Source organism: Pannonibacter sp. SL95 (genome assembly GCF_026672425.1).
GTDB lineage: Bacteria > Pseudomonadota > Alphaproteobacteria > Rhizobiales > Stappiaceae > Pannonibacter.
Map to the genome: position 1 here is coordinate 1,098,681 of NZ_JAPPRC010000006.1, position 16,903 is coordinate 1,115,583.

The window sequence follows — 16,903 nt, forward strand, 5'->3', positions numbered from 1 at the left end:
GCTAATCTTCGTTGATAATTGCGGGGCGGCGAACAAGTTCACGCTTGTTCAGAACATCGGATTCAACATGACCATACCTGAACGTGATGATGCGATCAGAGACGGAAAAGTAGTCATCATCATGTGTAACCACGAGGACCACTTTCCCTTGTGCGGCGAGTTCCGGCAGAATTGAGGTGTAAAACTCAGCCCTAAAAGCGGGATCCTGATCGGATGCCCATTCATCGAAGACAACAACCGGTTTGTCATCGAGTAGGACGGTCAGCAATGCGAGACGTTTGCGCTGGCCGGTGGAAAGTTTGGTTGTTGTCGACAGTTTTTCGCCAGTCAGCTTAACGACATGGCTCAGATTGAGGCGATCCAGGTGCCCCTTGGCGTTCTCCGCGTGCGAGAAGGTCTCATTATTTGCATTGGGCGCGTAGGAGTCGAACACGTGATAGTCGCTGTAGACACCGGAGAAATGCTGCCTGTACCAATTCATGTTGTCTTTGGTGATGAGCTGCCCGTTCAGCTGAATTTTGCCGGTGTCAGCCTCATAGAGGCCCGTTATCACCTTCAGCGCGGTTGTCTTGCCCGACCCGTTGCCGCCAACCAGAAACACTATTTCACCTGGTCGGAACGACAGATTCAGGGGGCCGACATGAAATGAGCGGCCGCCATCGTGAGCAGACCGATGCTCATATTCGAGCGCCTCGACGGAAAGTGACTCTAACGGACCATGTTCCGCGATGTCCGGACTGGCGGGTCTGCGGTGGAGTTCTTTCCCCAGAACGCCGGTTTGCTCGAGCCTCTCAATCGAAATCTGCGCCGAAGCAAGTGTCGAGAAAAACTGCACGATACCCTCAATCGGGGCGGGCAGATACAGCACGATGACTGCGAATTTGGTCAGCACACCACTGTCCAGAGGTGTGAGCTGAGGGACGGCGAAAACGATCACGCCCAGACAGATGAAGTACAAGACCTGACTGAGCGTCAGGCCTGTCGTGGCGAAAATGGCACCGAGGAGTGATCTTTTGAAATGATAGTCGAGAGTCGTGGAGAAGGAGTCCTCAAAAAGATGGCGTTGCCGAAATGCGTTGAAACGCAGCTCTTTCACGCCGCGAGTCATACCGCCGGTGAGCTCGTAAAGATCGTCGCGCGCTCGCCTTGCATCTCTTTGCGCGTGCATGGCGAGAAGGAGAAGCCACCGGTAACCGAAAACACCCAAAACAAGGACGCCGACAAGTGCTACCAAGCCGTACAGGGAGACGAAGCCCAAGTATATCAGGCATCCGGCGAGCACGATCACGTGGCCCAGGAAATTCGGGAGTCCGGAGAGGCCGGCCCCGATACGAACAACGTCATCGAAGACAAGTGCCATGATCCGCGGAACGCCGAGCTCCTCGATCTGCTTCAGTGGGAGCCCGAGGATGTTCTGAACAAGATTGTACCGGATCTGGACGATCGCGCGCATGGCAAAATAATCAAGAAGATTGCGCGAAATCAGGCGGCTACCAATCAAAAGGGACACGGCACCGACGAAATAGAGGCCCATTGGAGTTCCGTCAGGAACTTCTCCGGACAGTTGTTGACCAACGAGCTTTAGCGCAAATACGGTTGCTCCGGCCGATAGAACAACCAAAAGTGTCAGAGGCAAAATAGCTGGACCACAAACCCGAAACAAAAGCCAGACTACGCGCATTTTACAAGATCCCTATGTTGAGAGTTGAATGGCCAGAAGCCTCGATCGGTGGTCATTGTGTCGATGTCATTCGTGCAGTAACAGCCGTTATCACGTGTCTGCCGCAGAGTATTGAAGGTATTCCAAGGGATTAAAGCTGTATGGCCGCCAAGAATTTCGGACCTAGACGGCAATTTCAACATCTTCGTTCTCTATGATCTCTGCTTCATTGAAAATGATGGGTCTCGTTACAAATTTATTGATGATGTCGTCTGGTTTATCAGGCTCTCGAGTCAGAGTGACCGTACCGTTATCTATTAGAAGCTCTGCGGGGAAACCGTGGCTGACGAAATAGACGGGTGAATGTGTCGGCCCGTAGGCTCCAGATTGATCGATCCGAACAAGGTCACTAGCGTGCAGGGCGGGCAACTGAACGTCAACGGCCAGTGTGTCGAGGGGCGTGCATAGTGGGCCGGTGACAGTGACTTTTGAAAGGGCACTTTGTTGCCCAACCTTACGTACCGGCCAGTTCTCGCGATGGGGGTTGCCATAACCGGCTGCCGAACTGTGGACATTTGCGCCGCCGTCGCAAACAGCGAAGATCTTGCCATGGCATTCCTTGACATAGCGCGCGCCGGTAACAAAGACGCCGGCCGGGCCGACGAGGTAGCGACCCAGCTCGAAAAAGACTTTAAGATTCGGATGGTTGTAAAATTCTCTTGACAGCTGCCTATTCAGCCCGTCCAGCAGACTTGCTATATCCAGGTCGGCCTGGCCAGGATGAACAGGGATCCCGAAGCCGCCACCAACATCCAGAATGTCGATTGTAACGCCGAAACGATTACGAATTACGTCTGAAAGCAGCAATATCTTGGAATATGCACGCAGTAGATGGGTGTAATCGAGGACGCGGTTTCCCAGGTAGACGTGCAATCCTCGAAATCGAAGCGCGTGCAGGTCCTTGAGTGCCAGGAATGCCCTGTCGAGCTGCGCTTCTTCGATTCCGAATTGGGTTGGCAACCCGGACATTTTGTATCCGTCGCCTTCCAGCTTGAATGCCGGATTGATCCTCAACGCAATATCCTGAATGCGCCCCACGGATGAGGCTATTTCGTTGATCTTTCTTATTTCTTCAATCGATTCCACAATCACGAGCTGGATTTCATTTAAGATGATTTCCCGGATTTCCTGTCCCGATTTGCTCGGTCCAACGAAAATTATGTCCTTGCTGCTTTGTCCCGCTTTTTTTGCGAGCCTCAACTCGGTGAGCGAAGTAACCGCGATGCCCGCTCTAAGTTTTCTAAATTCTTTTAGAACCTCAATATTAGGATTCGCTTTCGCAGAATAAAAAATGTATGCTCTATGATTAAGCTTTTCACGCAACTCTATATATCTCTGGCGGATAATTTGTGCATCGTAGCAATAAAAGGGCGTGTCTTGGATCTTCGCAATCTTGAAGATCAAGTCATCTGGGATTGCCATAACTGTTTGCTCCAGCCATGTTACCGAGTATCGAACCAGAAGTCAGGAGAGGGCCTCTGAATTGGAAAAGGGAGAGCCACCGTATCTTCAGGAGGCTCTGCAGGTTTCAAGAGGTTGCAGGGACTGTTCTTGACAACGCCAAGGTAAGTTTGAGGGGCTTACAAACTCCAGTATAGCTCCAGGGCGGTGCGCAACAGACACGATGTGAGAGCCCTCTAAGATGAACGTTTTAAGGTCAAAAAAGCGGTCTTCTTTCTGTCCGCTATGTGAATGGATCTGGACTTTGTGGCCCTCATTCTTCAGCACGTCATATTTTGTCAGATCGTCGGATAGCCCAGTTCCCGCCGCCTTCAAGAGTGCTTCCTTACGGGTCCAGAGTTGAAGGAATGCATTGCCACGGTCAGCGTCTGGTATTCTTTTGAAAGACTTTTGCTCGAGTTCTGAGAGGGTCAACGCATGAAGATCGTCGAAAGACGTTGCCGACAAACGTTCTGCGTCTATGCCGACGGTGTGATCGAGCGAAACGGCAATCGAAACTAAGTCTTCGGTGTTGCTAAGGTTGAAATGGATGGGCTCCCTTCCGTCAATATCTATGAAATGTGGTTTGCCTCGTGGTCCGTAACAAAAAGTTACTTTTGATGGATCAATATCTAATAAATAACCAATAATGTATCTGAGCAATGATCGTCCAAATTCAAAATACAATTTCAATTTTGTGGATTTGTAATTTTCTTTTCTTATATTTTCATCGCTAGATAAACAAACATGTTTTGGTAGCGACAAATTATTGCCGCCCTTTGTGGGAAAATTGTACACAATCACCACTATCAGACACTTTCAAATTGCAAAAATTAACATTCTCAATTTTAAGTATAGCACAGCTGGCATTTCAGGCAAGTTCAAGGGGAGGTGGTATGAGTTTCCGACGTAAAAGGTTGTTAATTGTCGGGCCGGGAACCGAGCTCTACAGAGGTTACATTCTGAAATCGTTGCGACAAAAATACGACCTGGTCATTCTGTCTGCGGACGAAGCTTCCTGGGCGCAGCCTTTTGCCGAAAAGGTTTGCTACTTCGACAATTCAAATCCAAACCAAAGTATTTTCAGCGTTTCAAGGGCTCTCGCTGCGGAATACAGGATCGACGGCGTGCTGACTTGTGAGGAGCGCTTTGTGGAATTTGCATCGGCCATTGCGTTTGAGTTGCGATTGAACGGCAACAGTTTGGAAACAGCGATGGCGTGCAGGGACAAGCACAAAATGCGTCAGCGGTTTGCTGCCGCCTCAGTGCCATCAGCAAAAAGCTTGCTGGCACGCACAAAAAAAGACATGCATGCCGCAGCTGAAGAAATTGGGTATCCAGTGGTCGTGAAGCCGCGAGACATGAGCGGGAGTCTAGGGGTTCAGCTGATCGACAATCAAGCTGAACTGGAGCTCAGCTATCAAATGATCCTCAAAATTGTCGGTGAGGAGGGCTTGGCCAGAAAAGGTGTCCTGATTGAAGAATACCTGAGTGGCCCGGAAGTCAGTGTCGAATGCGCTGTGGTAGATGGAAAAGTTGAAATAGTCGGCATGACGCACAAGGCGCTTGGATTTGCGCCGTTTTTTGAAGAGTTGGGACACGTGGTCTCCCCCAACAATTGCGTTTCGGAAGCCGCGGAGATCTCTGCGGTGGTTTGCTCGGCGCATGCTGCACTTGGTATCTGCACAGGTGTGACGCATGCAGAACTCCGGTTGACCGAAGCCGGGGCCCGCATGATTGAGATCGCTTTGCGACTTGGAGGCGATCGCATTCCGCAATTGGTTCATATTTCGACCGGAGTGGATCTTGCGTTGCTTTCAGGCGATATCGCCTCGCGAAGCGAAGCTGACTTCGTTGCGAAACGGGCCAGATGTGCCGCAATAAGATTTGTTTACCCTGAGTATGATTGCGTCGTGAAGAGCTTGCCGGAGAATAGATCTCTCGTGGATATCAAAGGAGTAACGGAGTTCTCGTGGTGCGCGGCTGAAAATAAGGTTCACTTGCTACCACCGAGGGGGTTCCTGTCGCGTTTGGCGTTAATCGTAGCGGAAGGAGAAACGGTGTCAGAATGCGAGGCCACACTTGAAGCAGCCATGAGCGTCCTGAAGATAGACGTTGAAGCTGTCAGGCAGATCGAAGAGCAACTGATTTGAGCGTCAATACTGGCTAACCCCTTTGACGCTCCTGAATAATACCGGGTCACTTTAGCTAAATCAACAAATCCCTTTGGGGCGTTGTCCGATGGCGGCAAGTATAGATGGTTGCGCGCTTCCGCAACAAATGTGCTCCTCGGGATCTCATGCACTGCTGATTGCGAGGTCTAAACCGCCCCAGTTGGCATATTTATCCCCGGATTCACGAATGTGGGTGTAGCGCTTGAGGCTAACCCACGACCGATGACCACTAACTGCCGCGACGTGCGGAATGTTCCAGCCCATCTCAAATAGGCGGGAAATGCCCTCGTGCCGTAGATCGTGGAAGTGCAAATCATCGATGCCAAGCAGCTTGCAAGCGCGGGTAAAATTCGCCGTTATGGCATCGGCCGAGTAAGGGAATATCTCGGCTTTATTTTGGGGCATGCTTTCAATGACCTGAATGGCTTCGACTGTGAGGTCGACCCACGTATCATTCCCGATCTTCTCACTAGGGTGCTTCATGTCGCGCACGAGCACGCGCTTGTGCTGGCTCTGGTAGTCGTCCCAACCGATTTGCGTGACTTCGGTTTGTCTCCGGGTCGAGAAGAGCGCGAACGCGATGACCTTGTGCATTGGCATGGCTTGGGGGGTCTTCTTGCGGCGTTCAATAAAGTGAGCCAGCAGCTTGTCGAGTTCTTCCAGAGTTGGTCGCCTATCGCGCTTAACGGATCGTGAAATGATGCCCATACGGCGTGCGACCGTAATCGCATCTTTCATTTCCCGATCATCTAGCCGGTAGTCCCACATCGGTCGCGCGATGGCGAAGATCGCAGCGAGATGACTGGCATAGTTGCCCACTGTCTGGGGCTGGCTCGTCAGCGATTGAAGAAATTCAATGATGTCCTTCGACTTGATAGTGGAGCAGGGCACATCGGCTATCGGGTAGTTCTTGATCGCTCTGAGCACCTGCGCCTTCGTTCGCCCAATCTCCTTAATGGATTCTAGGGTGTATCTGTCGATGGCCTTTGCTAGTGTCGGATCGGCAGTCTTGACTTCGTCGATGGCCCCTGGCTTCGCGAGCTCACGCTCCCTCTTTTTCATCCAAGCCGCCGCAGCCGGACGTCTGTCAAATGTCTCCGTCTCGTGATAGGTTGCGCCATCCCGCATAACCCGCACTCGCGCCATGTAGCCGACGCTGCCGTCTTTGCGCTTGCGCGCGGTAATTGTGCCCACTATCGCTTCCTCATTTGGTACGTGGGGATTTTATTTGGTACATTGTGCCAAGTCCAGCTTCGAAATCGGCGGATTTGGTACAAAACGAGCGTGAACAAGACGGAGAGAAAAGTGGCGCAAGAGCCTGATAAAAAAGGAAAAATAATATATTTCAAGGCTCCGATATTCGCCGTCGCCCCCATGATGGACTGGACTGACCGGCATTGCCGCATGTTCCACCGGCAGTTTTCGGCCCGGGCGCTGCTCTATACCGAGATGGTGACGACCGGGGCGGTGATCCATGGCGACCGGGAGAAGCTGCTTGGCTTCAGCGCTGGCGAGCATCCGGTGGCCTGTCAGCTGGGCGGATCGGATCCGCGCGAGCTGGCGGACGCGGCGAAGATCGCCGAGGACTGGGGCTATGACGAGATCAACCTGAATGTCGGCTGCCCGTCCGACCGGGTGCAGTCCGGCCGGTTTGGCGCCTGCCTGATGCTGGAGCCGGAGCTGGTGGCCGAGGGCGTGGCGGCGATGAAGGCGGCGGTGCGCGTGCCCGTCACCGTCAAGTGCCGCATCGGCGTCGACGAGCAGGACCCGGAGGAGGCGCTGGACCGGCTGGCCGACCGGGTGGTGGACGCCGGGGTCGATGCCCTGTGGGTGCATGCGCGAAAGGCCTGGCTGCAGGGGCTGAGCCCGAAGGAAAACCGCGATATCCCGCCGCTCGACTATGGCCGGGTGCACCGGCTGAAGGCGCGGCTGCCGGGGCTGTTCATCGGCATCAACGGCGGCATCGCGACGCTGGACGAGGCGATTGCCGTGATGCAGGGGCTGGACGGGGTGATGCTGGGCCGGGCCGCCTATCACGATCCGGCGCTGATGGGCGCTGTCGACCGGCGGATCTACGGCGAGACGACCGCGGATGTGAGCCCTCGGGCGGCCATCGAGGCCTATGTGCCCTATATCGAGGCGGAACTGGCGCGGGGCGTGCGGCTTGCCCATATCACCCGCCACATGCTGGGTGCCTTCACCGCTGTGCCCGGCGCAAGGCTCTTCCGGCGCATCCTGACTGTCGAGGGCGTGAAGCCGGGGGCCGGGATCTCCGTGCTGTTTGAGGCGCTGAATGCCATGGACGAGGCAGCGGCGCGGGCGGCGGAACAGGCAGAAGCCCGGCAGGGCGGCGAGGCTGTGGCTGAGGCCTGAACCTTTGAAAGGTCACGAGGCCTTGCGGCGCAGGGGAAGCTTGCGTGCCGGCAGGGTGTAGACTTCGTCCGGGTAGACCGGCAGCACGGTCAGCACACGGGCGGAGGGCAGGGTCACGGTGACTTCCGTGCCTTCACGCAGGCGCGACTTCAGCTCGAACGTGCCGCCATGCTGCGACACCAGCGCCTGGACGATGGACAGGCCAAGCCCGGTGCCGGGCTCCGCGCTCTTGATTGCCATCGAGCCCTGACCGAAGGCCTGCAGCACGATCGGGATCTCCTCCTCGGGAATGCCGGGGCCATTGTCCTTGATCGAGACATACTGGCCGCCCTCGGCCGTCGAGCCGATGCGGATCAGAACTTCGCCATTGGAGGGGGTGAACTTCACCGCGTTGGACAGGAGGTTCAGGATCACCTGACGGATGGCGCGCTCGTCCGCCCACAGGCGCGGCAGGCCCTCCTCATGGCTCTCGCGGATGGCAATGCCCTTGGCCCTTGCGCGGACCTGCATCATCGACTGGCAGTCCTCGACGATGTCCTTGAGCGTCACGGCTTCCTCGTTCAGCTCGTACTTGCCGGCCTCGATGCGCGACAGGTCGAGGATCTCGTTGATGAGGTTGAGCAGATGCTGGCCGGAGCCGTGAATGTCGGCGGCATAGCCGCGGTAGATCTTGTTGCCCATTGGCCCCATGACCTCGTCCTTCATGATCTCGGAGAAGCCGAGAATGGCGTTGAGCGGCGTGCGCAGCTCGTGGCTCATGGTGGCGAGGAAGCGGGACTTGGCGAGGTTCGCCTCTTCGGCGCGGCGGCGGCTTTCGTCCGAAACCGCGTTGGCCTGTTCCAGCTCGGAAATCAGGTGATCCTTCTCGGCGCGGTAGGCGAGCATGGTCAGTGACGCGTTGAGAAGCTGGTTGCCTAGCACCAGGAAGAAGCCCTGAGCGCCCACAGCCATGGCGGCCATGGCGTAGTGCAGCGGCGCATGGCGCTGCATCAGCGAGGCCGCGATGGCAAGCGTCAGCGGCAGGGTGCTGGCCAGCAACGCCCTGGGCAGGGTGGAGGCCTGCATCGTCGACATTGCGATGACGATCAGCATCGTCGCGAACTGGAACACCTCCAGCCCTTCGGTGGTGCCGCCGCTCGAAGGCAGCAGGAAGAAGGCCGCCCAGCACAGGCCATACAGAAAATCGCCGATGGTGAAGTGGCGGCGCCACGGATGGCTGGTCTGTTCGTTGCCCGACAGTTTCTGGAACCGGTGGCAGGTGGAGACCGTCAGCATCCAGATGCTGAAGGTGAAGAGCATCCAGATGCCGACCAGCAGCGGGTTCATCCAGATGAACGAGATGCTGGTAATGATCAGCAGGAACATCGGCACGGCAAAGGCCGCGCTGGTGCGCGCCTTGGCGAACAGCATCAGGAGATCGGTGTCGAAATCCGGCTGCGCGCCATCCTGGGCCGACAGGCGTTCGCGAACGCTGCGCACGGTCCGCGCCACCTCCCGGCGGCGCTGTGCGCGCTCGCGGTTGATGGCCGTCCTGTCGTCGCCTCTGGTGCGTGCGTCCTGGCCCATGCCGCCCCTGAACACTAAGGTTGTGACTTGATTGACGGAATGAATCCGGTTCGAGTGTTCTGGCTCATCAACCCTTAAGAAGCGGCTCAAGGACTTGGTTAACAAAGGGAAAACCGCACTGGAGACGAGCCCTGACACCACCGGGGTCGTGGGGCGGGGTGGTCTTTGCGGGCTGGCTGCCGAGATCAGCCAGTGCCGGATCTGCCGCGATCAACCGGCCGGCCCTGCACTTGCGCATGAGCCCAGACCCGTCGCCCGGCTGTCTGAGACGGCGCGCGTGCTGATTGCCGGTCAGGCTCCGGGCACCCGTGTGCATGCATCTGGCCTGCCGTTTACCGACCCCTCGGGCGAGCGGCTGCGCGACTGGATGGGGATCGGGCCAGAGGTGTTTTATGACCCGGCGCGGATCGCGATCCTGCCCATGGGGCTTTGCTTTCCCGGTCTTGATGCCAAGGGCGGCGACCTGCCGCCCCGCAAGGAATGCCGGAAGACCTGGCACGACCGCATCCTGGCGGCGATGCCGCAGGTCAGGCTCGTGCTGGCAATCGGACAATATGCGCAGGCCTACCATCTGGGTCCGTTGCGGCGGTCCGGACTGACGCAGACCGTGGCAGCCTGGCGCGACATCCTGGCCGAGACATCGGCCCGGGGCGGGCCAGAAATCCTGCCTCTGCCGCATCCCTCCTGGCGCAACAATGCCTGGCTGAAGCGGCATCCCTGGTTTGAGAGCGACCTGCTTGCCGACCTGCGCCGCCGCATTGTGCAGCAGCTTGGGCGATAGCGGCGCAAATCCGTTCCGGATCGTGGGTGTTTCAGGCATCGTCCTGCAAGCGTTTGGCGCCCGCAGGCTCTTGCTGGAAACAGAATTCTAATGCTTCTGTGATCGTCTGGAACGGACCGATTCACCGGCTTTCGACAAGCCCGGAGACGCAAGCATGATTGACCGCATCGACCGGCGTATTCTCTCCATCCTGCAGGAGGATTGCACCATTCCCGTGGCCGAGATCGGCCGTAGGGTCGGGCTGTCGACCACGCCCTGCTGGCGCCGCATCCAGAAGATGGAAGAGGACGGGGTGATCACCGGACGGGTGGCCTTGCTCGATCCGGCCAAGATCAATGTCAATGTGACGGCCTTCGTTGCCATCACCACCAACCAGCACACGGAAGACTGGCTGAAGAAGTTCGCTGACGTGATCCGCGAGTTCCCGGAAGTGGTGGAGTTTTACCGCATGGCAGGGCAGGTGGACTATCTGCTGCGCGTCACCGTGCCGGATATCGCCGCCTATGACGCCTTCTACAAGCGGCTGATCGCGAAGATCGATATCACCGACGTATCGACGACCTTCGCGATGGAGCAGATCAAGTACACGACCGAACTGCCGCTTGGGTATATTCCGGTGGAGAAGACACGGCCGGAGTGAGGGTGAGGTTATCTATCGCTCTGCCACTTATTCACGGGCCGTCATCCCCGCCTTGTGCGGGGATCTTCTTTTGGGCTGGCTCCAAGGTGGCGTGATGAGCGCTTGTCGGGGGGATACGCAGAATGGATCCCCGCACAAGGCGGGGATGACTTCGGAGGTAACCCAAACCACCGCGCTCAACTCCTTGTCGCCTCTCCCTCCGCAGGAGCGACGAGGGGCGCGGGGTTGGTTCCGGCCCCCCAACCCCATCCTCAGTCCTTCTTCACGCCATCGAGCCGCGCGATCAGGCTTGACGTGTCCCAGCGGTTGCCGCCCATGGCCTGGACGTCGCCGTAGAACTGGTCGACGAGGGCGGTCAGCGGCAGGCGGGCGCCGGTGGCCTTGGCTGTGCCGAGCACGATGCCGAGGTCCTTGCGCATCCAGTCGACAGCAAAGCCGAACTCGAACTTGCCCGCTGCCATGGTCTCCCAGCGGTTTTCCATTTGCCAGGACTGGGCCGCACCGCCGCGGATGGCCGAGATGACGGCGGGGACATCGAGGCCGGCCTGCTTGGCAAAGTGAATGGCTTCCGCCAGCCCCTGGACCACACCGGCAATGCAGATCTGGTTGACCATCTTGGTCAGCTGGCCAGCACCAACCGGACCCATCAGGCCGACGAACTTGGCAAAGCACTCGATGACCGGCTTCGCCTGTTCGAAAACGTCCGCGTCGCCGCCGCACATGACGGTGAGAATGCCCTTTTCCGCCCCGGCCTGGCCGCCGGAGACCGGTGCGTCGATGAAATGGGAGCCGCGTGCGGCAGCCGCAGCGCCGAGTTCCCTTGCGACTTCGGCCGAGGCCGTGGTGTGGTCGATGAACACCGCGCCGGCCTTCAGGCCATGGAACGCGCCATCCGGGCCGGTGGTGACGGCGCGCAGGTCGTCGTCATTGCCGACGCAGGCGAAGACGAAGTCGCAGCCCTCGGCAGCCTCACGCGGGGTCGCAGCCGCCTTGCCGCCATGGTCAGTGACCCATTTGTCCGCCTTGGCGCGGGTGCGGTTGTAGACCGTCACCTCGTGGCCACCGCGCGAGGCGAGATAGCCGGCCATGGGGTAGCCCATGACGCCCAAGCCGATGAATGCCACCTTGGCCATGATCAACTCCACATGTCTTGAGAGCCGGGCTCGCGTCCCGGCGATCGGGGATTATTCGCTGCGCACCAGATGCCGGGTCAGACGCTGTTCCAGCTTTTCCCAGACCTGGCGCAGGGCCTCCACCATGATCAGATAGATCACGGCGGCCCAGATGTAAGCCTGGAAGTCGAAGCTGCGCGAATAGGCGCGGCGCGTCTCGCCCATCAGGTCGAAGATGGTGACAATCGCCGCAATCGCCGAGCCCTTCAGCATCAGGATGATCTCGTTGCCATAGGGGCGCAGCGCCGTGATCAGGGCTTGCGGCAGGATGATCTTGAAGAAGATCACATTGCGGCTGAGACCCAGCGCCTGTCCGCCTTCCCACTGACCGCGCGCCACATTGAGCACCGCGCCGCGCAGGATCTCGGCCTGGTAGGCGGCCGTGTTGAGGGCGAAGGCCAGCAGGACGCAGTACCACGCCTCACGGAAGAACCACCAAAGGCCAACGGTTTCAAAGGCTTCGCGGAAGGTGCCGACGCCGTAGTAGAACAGGAAAGTCTGCGCCAGCAGCGGCGTGCCTCGGAAGAAATAGACATAGCCATAGGCAATGCCCGACAGGATCCGGTTCGTGGAATTGCGCGCCAGGGCGACCGGAACCGACAGCAGCGCGCCGGCGACAACCGAAATGACCACCAGTTCCAGCGTGATGAGCAGGCCGGAAAGATACTTCGGCGCATAGTTGGCGACGAACTCGCTGCCGATGTTGTTGAACAGATACAGCAGCAGGAAGGCGAAGGACACGATCCACAGCGCCATGAGCACGTGGCCGGTGATGCGGGCTGCCGTCCATGGGCGCGGCGGCACGGGCGGGCGGATTGCGGTGGACCCGGATGTCATCGTGCAGCCTCCCCACGCTTGGACCAGCGCTCGATGCGGGCAAGGCCGGTGGAGGAGATCATGGCCAGCACCAGATAGATGAGGCAGGCCAGGCCATAGAACAGGAAGGGTTCCTTGGTGATGCGTGCGGCAACGCCGGTCTGGCGCACAACGTCAGCGAGCCCGATGGTGGAGACGAGCGAGGTTTCCTTGAGCAGGATCAGCCAGAGGTTGGACAGCGCCGGCAGCGCCAGACGGATCAGCTGCGGCAGGATCACGTGGCGCATGGTCAGGAACTTGTTGAGGCCAAGCGCCTGGCTGCCCTCATACTGGCCGCGCGGGATGCCGCGAAACGCCGACAGGAAGGCCTCGCTGGCGTAGGACGAGAACACCAGCGTCAGCGCGATCATGCCGGCGACGAAACTGTTGACCTCGATCGTGAGACCGGAGCCCATCGCCTCGGCGAGGCTCTTCACCGCGATCTGCACGCCGAAATAGACCAGGAACAGGGTCAAAAGCTCGGGCAGGCCACGGAAGATTGTGGTGTAGATGCCCGCCGCCAGCCGCAGCGAGGGTTCGCGCGAGTTCTTGGCAAGGGCGAGCAGGAAACCGGCGACAAGCCCAAAGGGCAGGGTCGCAAGGCCGAGGGACACCGTGACGAGAATGCCGGATGCGATCTCGTCGCCCCAGCCGTCGGGTCCGAAGGAGAGAAGTGTCAGGACCTCGGTCATCGTATGAACTGGAAGCCATGGGTCTGGCTGGCAGCAGACGCCGCGCAGCACCGGAAATGCGACAACCGGACCTGCCCGCCAAGCCGCGGGCCGAAGCCGGCGGGTTGCCCCGCCGGCACCGGTCAGGTTTCAGGATTACTCGCCGCCGTAGACGTCGAAGGCGAAGTACTTGTCCTGCACTTCCTTGTACTTGCCATTGGCACGAATTGCCACGATGGCCTTGTTGAACATTTCCTTGAGGTCCTGGTCTTCCTTGCGGATGGCGATGCCGGCGCCTTCGCCGTTGATCACCGGATCGGACTTCAGGGTGCCGAGCAGCTTGCAGCAGGCGCCGTCAGCGGTGGCCAGCCAGTCGGACAGCACCACGACGTCATCGATGACGCCATCGATGCGGCCGTTGGCCACGTCGAGCTTGTACTCGTCCGGGGTCGGGTAGAGCTTCAGCTCGGCCGACTTCAGCTTGGCTTCGGCGTAGTTCGAATGGGTGGTCGAGGACTGCGCGCCAAGGGTCATGCCCTTGAGAGCGGCGTCGGTCGCCTCGGTGATCTTGCTGTCCTTCGGGACAACAATGGCCGGCGGCGTGTTGTAGTACTTGCTGGTGAAGTCGACCTTCTGCTTGCGCTCTTCGGTGATCGACATGGACGCGATGATGGCGTCGAACTTGCCGGCCTGCAGCGCCGGGATGATGCCATCCCAGTCAGAGGTGACGAACTCGCACTCGACCTTCATTTCGGCGCAAAGAGCCTTGGCGATGTCGATGTCGAAGCCGGTCAGCGTGCCATCGGAACCCAGCACGTTGAACGGAGGATAGGCGCCTTCGGTGCCGATGCGGACCTTGGACCAGTCCTTGGCTTCAGCACCGCCAAGGGCGGCCAGGGTCATGGCCGCGGCGGCGACCAGAGTGGCGATACGCATGAAGTACTCCCCTCGTCTTGGAGCGGGTGGCCGCAGGTTCCTGCCGTACCTTGCCCGATCCTGTTCGGTTTCATTGTCTTGCAGCCTCGGCAAAGCGAAGCCTGTGCGAAAGGCTGCGGTTGAACCACGAGCCTTTCCGGTCAATGTTCAAGGTCCCCTCGTCAGGACCAAGAACCTGACTGCCATATTCCCAACATATCTTGCGGGATTTCAACCACTCTTATGGAAATTCGGCAGCGTTTAGCAGGAAAAACCGGTTGGCTTTTCCTCCAAACAGCCCTTTGCCGGAACGCCTCCAGTCGCCTCGTGCCTTGCGGCCAGGCATGACGCAGGGTTTTGCTGGCGAGTGCCGGTGGTGGGCCCGCGCTGCCGGTCCGGGGACGGTCGCACGCGCGCGGGCGCACGGGCCGCCGGGCTGGGGATAAGCTCAGCCGAGCCAGATGCCGTTGTCGATCGCGGCACCGACGAGGGCCTTGTTTTCGGCGCTCTCGGAGAAGCCGAGAAGGACGTCCGGGCGTGACCAGGAGCCATCGGCGAGGCGCTGTTGCCAGCCGGCAAGACCAGCGGAATCAGGGCCACGGCCAAGGACGTTCTGGTACAGCGCGGTGATGAAGGTGGTGTTCGACGTGTTCTGACCGTAGCGGGCGATGAACTCGGCCGAGCCGATGAAGGCGGCGGACATGTCCTTCAGCGTCATGCCGCCATCGATGATCCGGGTGTTGTGGCCAAGGCCGGCTGTGTCCGGCGTGCGGGCAAAGGCAGCCTGGTAGAGGCGGTAGGTCTGGCCGGCGTTGCCATCAAGGTCAAAGGCGAGGGTGCCGTTGCTGAAGGACAGGCGCTCGATGTTGGTGAAGGTGTCGGTGCCGAGCCCAGTACCGGTGACGGTCAGAACCGCGCCGGCCTTTGCGATGGTCGCGGTGGCCCGGGTGGCGGCAATCGTCACCGTGTCGAGATTGGCGAGACCGTCGATCACGTCGTTGCCCGAGGTGGCCGCGAATGTATCACGCTGCGGTGTACCGACGATCGGAGTGGAAGCCGTGGCGGGGGTGCCGGTCGCGTCGGTATCCGGTGCGAACCAGACGTGCGCAACGCCCTTGTGAATGCCGACGCCAATCGCCTTCCAGCTGAACTGCGCCCAGATCTGCTTGTTCAGGATGACGTCATTGTGGCCGGGGGATGCCTTCCAGCCTTGCAGGGCTGCTGTCGGGTCGACATCAAAAACGGCAACATTTGTGCCGGAGAATCCGTAGCTGATCTCGTAGCTGTCGGTCTTGTAGCCCGTGCCGATGCGTTCGGGCGCGTCCCACATGTTGCGGTAGGTGGACTGGTTGGCGCTGTCATAGGGCGCATCTGACCAGGAGTGGCCGGCATAGGACCCGACGTTGTAGACAGTATCGAGTGCATGCCGTCCGGCTGTTGCGGTCAGGGCCTTTGACAGCGGAATGCTGCCCAGTCCGTTCGCCTGCCGATAGGCCATGATCAGGTTGTAAAGCTCAAGCTCCTGGGCATCGATGCTGTCTTCGGAGGTGTTCGTATAATAATTGATCGCCACAACTCGTCTCCCGGAAAACGCCAGTCCTAAAATATCGCGCTGCGGCACCTTGTCATGCGAAGGCGCCTTTTTCAGCTAAAAAAGCACGAAGGGCGTCGACGAAACGACGAACTTTCAGCGGAATATACCGGTTTGACGGGTAGACGGCATGAAACGGGTGGTCGTGATAGCGCCAGGCGGGCAGGATCTGTTCCAGCTCTCCCGCATCCACGTGATGCTGCACGATCCAGGTGTTTGACAGGCAGATGCCGAGCCCGGCGACGGCGGCCAGACGCAGGGCGGAGGAGTTGTTGACGATCATCGACGGGTTGATCCGCACCGACACGGTCTGGCCGTTGGCGTCGGTCAGGGGCACGCTGTCGCCGGTCCCGATCTTGCGATAGAGCAGGTAAGCGTGCCGGGCGAGGTCGATGGGGTGCTCCGGCCGGCCGGCTGCATCCAGGTAGGTCGGGGACGCAAACAGCGCGCGCCGGGCACTGCCGAGGTTCTTGACGATGAGCCGGTCATCGCGGATCTCGCCGAGCCGGATCGCCACATCCAGCCGGTCCCGCACCACGTCGACATAGGTGTCCGAGAGATGCACGTCGAGGATCAGGGCGGGCCAGGTCTGCTTGAAGCGGATCAGGAATTCCGCCAGCATCGCCTCGGCAAAGCCAACGGGCAGGCTGACCGAAAGGGTGCCGGACATCTGGGCCTCGGCGCTCTGTACGGACCGGTCCGCCTCGTCCAGCCGTTCGACGATGTCGCGGGCATAGGTCAGGTAGCGCTCGCCGGCGTCGGTGAGGGTGAGACTGCGGGTGGTGCGCGTCAAAAGGCGGGTACCAAGCAGCTCTTCAAGTGCGCGGATCTGCTGGCTGATCGCCGGCTGGGAGACGCCGAGATGGGCGGCCGCAGCGGAAAAACTGCCGAGATCCACGGCGCGAACAAAGGCGGCCAGGGCAGCAAGACGGTCCATAGGGAACTTCCTCGCTCATAAGCGTTGCTTCTAATTCATATAAGCCGAGCGCAACTTCAAAACCAGTG

At 59.1% G+C, this 16,903-nt stretch carries 15 protein-coding genes; 4 read left to right on the top strand and 11 right to left on the bottom strand.

Going from position 1 to position 16,903, the window contains the following annotated elements; all coding sequences use genetic code 11:
* Position 1 precedes the first annotated feature (1 nt).
* From OVA12_RS22020 to OVA12_RS22030, 3 genes are all read right to left on the bottom strand, one after another.
* Positions 2-1,681 carry a cyclic peptide export ABC transporter gene (locus OVA12_RS22020; RefSeq protein WP_268140802.1) on the bottom strand — a complete coding sequence of 560 codons (1,680 nt, stop codon included), beginning with the start codon at positions 1,679-1,681 and terminating at the stop codon, positions 2-4.
* A 162-nt stretch (positions 1,682-1,843) separates the two neighbouring features.
* A complete protein-coding gene (locus OVA12_RS22025) occupies positions 1,844-3,142 on the bottom strand; it encodes an alanine racemase (protein WP_268140804.1) in 1,299 nt (432 codons plus the stop codon).
* An 87-nt stretch (positions 3,143-3,229) separates the two neighbouring features.
* Positions 3,230-3,967 carry a 4'-phosphopantetheinyl transferase family protein gene (locus OVA12_RS22030; RefSeq protein WP_268140806.1) on the bottom strand — a complete coding sequence of 246 codons (738 nt, stop codon included), beginning with the start codon at positions 3,965-3,967 and terminating at the stop codon, positions 3,230-3,232.
* 89 nt (positions 3,968-4,056) lie between these two features.
* Here OVA12_RS22030 and OVA12_RS22035 point away from each other — a divergent pair, with 89 nt between their 5' ends.
* On the top strand, positions 4,057-5,313 hold the full coding sequence (locus tag OVA12_RS22035) for an ATP-grasp domain-containing protein (RefSeq protein WP_268140808.1): 1,257 nt from the start codon (positions 4,057-4,059) through the stop codon (positions 5,311-5,313).
* A gap of 144 nt (positions 5,314-5,457) precedes the next feature.
* Here the strand turns inward: OVA12_RS22035 and OVA12_RS22040 are convergent, their stop codons facing one another.
* The gene (locus OVA12_RS22040) at positions 5,458-6,528 is read right to left on the bottom strand and encodes a site-specific integrase (protein ID WP_268140810.1); all 1,071 of its coding nucleotides are present in this window, start codon (positions 6,526-6,528) and stop codon (positions 5,458-5,460) included.
* 144 nt (positions 6,529-6,672) lie between these two features.
* Between OVA12_RS22040 and dusA the strand changes: the two genes are divergently transcribed.
* Positions 6,673-7,707: a tRNA dihydrouridine(20/20a) synthase DusA gene (gene dusA, locus OVA12_RS22045; protein ID WP_268141480.1), complete on the top strand. Its 1,035-nt coding sequence runs from the start codon at positions 6,673-6,675 to the stop codon at positions 7,705-7,707.
* A gap of 12 nt (positions 7,708-7,719) precedes the next feature.
* Here dusA and OVA12_RS22050 read toward each other — a convergent pair whose 3' ends face one another.
* Positions 7,720-9,273: a sensor histidine kinase gene (locus tag OVA12_RS22050; RefSeq protein WP_268140812.1), complete on the bottom strand. Its 1,554-nt coding sequence runs from the start codon at positions 9,271-9,273 to the stop codon at positions 7,720-7,722.
* Positions 9,274-9,421: 148 nt separating this feature from the next.
* Between OVA12_RS22050 and OVA12_RS22055 the strand changes: the two genes are divergently transcribed.
* Positions 9,422-10,054 carry a uracil-DNA glycosylase family protein gene (locus OVA12_RS22055; protein WP_268141482.1) on the top strand — a complete coding sequence of 211 codons (633 nt, stop codon included), beginning with the start codon at positions 9,422-9,424 and terminating at the stop codon, positions 10,052-10,054.
* A gap of 154 nt (positions 10,055-10,208) precedes the next feature.
* Complete coding sequence (locus OVA12_RS22060; protein WP_268140814.1) at positions 10,209-10,694, top strand: Lrp/AsnC family transcriptional regulator; 486 nt, start codon at positions 10,209-10,211, stop codon at positions 10,692-10,694.
* Positions 10,695-10,945: 251 nt separating this feature from the next.
* On the opposite strand, the gene OVA12_RS22065 is transcribed toward OVA12_RS22060, so the two are convergent.
* From OVA12_RS22065 to OVA12_RS22090, 6 genes are all read right to left on the bottom strand, one after another.
* Positions 10,946-11,827 (bottom strand): NAD(P)-dependent oxidoreductase, encoded by an 882-nt coding sequence (locus OVA12_RS22065; RefSeq protein ID WP_268140816.1) that lies wholly within the window; start codon positions 11,825-11,827, stop codon positions 10,946-10,948.
* A 51-nt stretch (positions 11,828-11,878) separates the two neighbouring features.
* Entirely contained in the window at positions 11,879-12,703 is an 825-nt protein-coding gene (locus tag OVA12_RS22070; protein ID WP_268140818.1) for an ABC transporter permease, read from the bottom strand.
* Positions 12,700-13,413 carry an ABC transporter permease gene (locus tag OVA12_RS22075; protein WP_268140820.1) on the bottom strand — a complete coding sequence of 238 codons (714 nt, stop codon included), beginning with the start codon at positions 13,411-13,413 and terminating at the stop codon, positions 12,700-12,702. The genes OVA12_RS22070 and OVA12_RS22075 overlap by 4 nt, the downstream gene beginning before the upstream one ends.
* 135 nt (positions 13,414-13,548) lie before the next feature.
* Positions 13,549-14,328 carry an ABC transporter substrate-binding protein gene (locus OVA12_RS22080; protein WP_268140822.1) on the bottom strand — a complete coding sequence of 260 codons (780 nt, stop codon included), beginning with the start codon at positions 14,326-14,328 and terminating at the stop codon, positions 13,549-13,551.
* Between the two features lie 427 nt (positions 14,329-14,755).
* The gene (locus tag OVA12_RS22085) at positions 14,756-15,880 is read right to left on the bottom strand and encodes a DUF4214 domain-containing protein (protein ID WP_268140824.1); all 1,125 of its coding nucleotides are present in this window, start codon (positions 15,878-15,880) and stop codon (positions 14,756-14,758) included.
* A 52-nt stretch (positions 15,881-15,932) separates the two neighbouring features.
* Positions 15,933-16,835, bottom strand: a complete 903-nt coding sequence (locus tag OVA12_RS22090) for a LysR family transcriptional regulator (RefSeq protein ID WP_268140826.1) — start codon at positions 16,833-16,835, stop codon at positions 15,933-15,935.
* Positions 16,836-16,903: the final 68 nt, after the last annotated feature.

Bases quoted from the DNA above. Each gene is read 5' to 3' on its own strand.
- OVA12_RS22020 (WP_268140802.1), bottom strand. From the start codon at position 1,681: ATGCGCGTAGTCTGGCTTTTGTTTCGGGTTTGTGGTCCAGCTATTTTG.
- OVA12_RS22025 (WP_268140804.1), bottom strand. From the start codon at position 3,142: ATGGCAATCCCAGATGACTTGATCTTCAAGATTGCGAAGATCCAAGAC.
- OVA12_RS22035 (WP_268140808.1), top strand. From the start codon at position 4,057: ATGAGTTTCCGACGTAAAAGGTTGTTAATTGTCGGGCCGGGAACCGAG.
- OVA12_RS22050 (WP_268140812.1), bottom strand. From the start codon at position 9,273: ATGGGCCAGGACGCACGCACCAGAGGCGACGACAGGACGGCCATCAAC.
- OVA12_RS22060 (WP_268140814.1), top strand. From the start codon at position 10,209: ATGATTGACCGCATCGACCGGCGTATTCTCTCCATCCTGCAGGAGGAT.
- OVA12_RS22065 (WP_268140816.1), bottom strand. From the start codon at position 11,827: ATGGCCAAGGTGGCATTCATCGGCTTGGGCGTCATGGGCTACCCCATG.
- OVA12_RS22070 (WP_268140818.1), bottom strand. From the start codon at position 12,703: ATGACATCCGGGTCCACCGCAATCCGCCCGCCCGTGCCGCCGCGCCCA.
- OVA12_RS22075 (WP_268140820.1), bottom strand. From the start codon at position 13,413: ATGACCGAGGTCCTGACACTTCTCTCCTTCGGACCCGACGGCTGGGGC.
- OVA12_RS22080 (WP_268140822.1), bottom strand. From the start codon at position 14,328: ATGCGTATCGCCACTCTGGTCGCCGCCGCGGCCATGACCCTGGCCGCC.
- OVA12_RS22090 (WP_268140826.1), bottom strand. From the start codon at position 16,835: ATGGACCGTCTTGCTGCCCTGGCCGCCTTTGTTCGCGCCGTGGATCTC.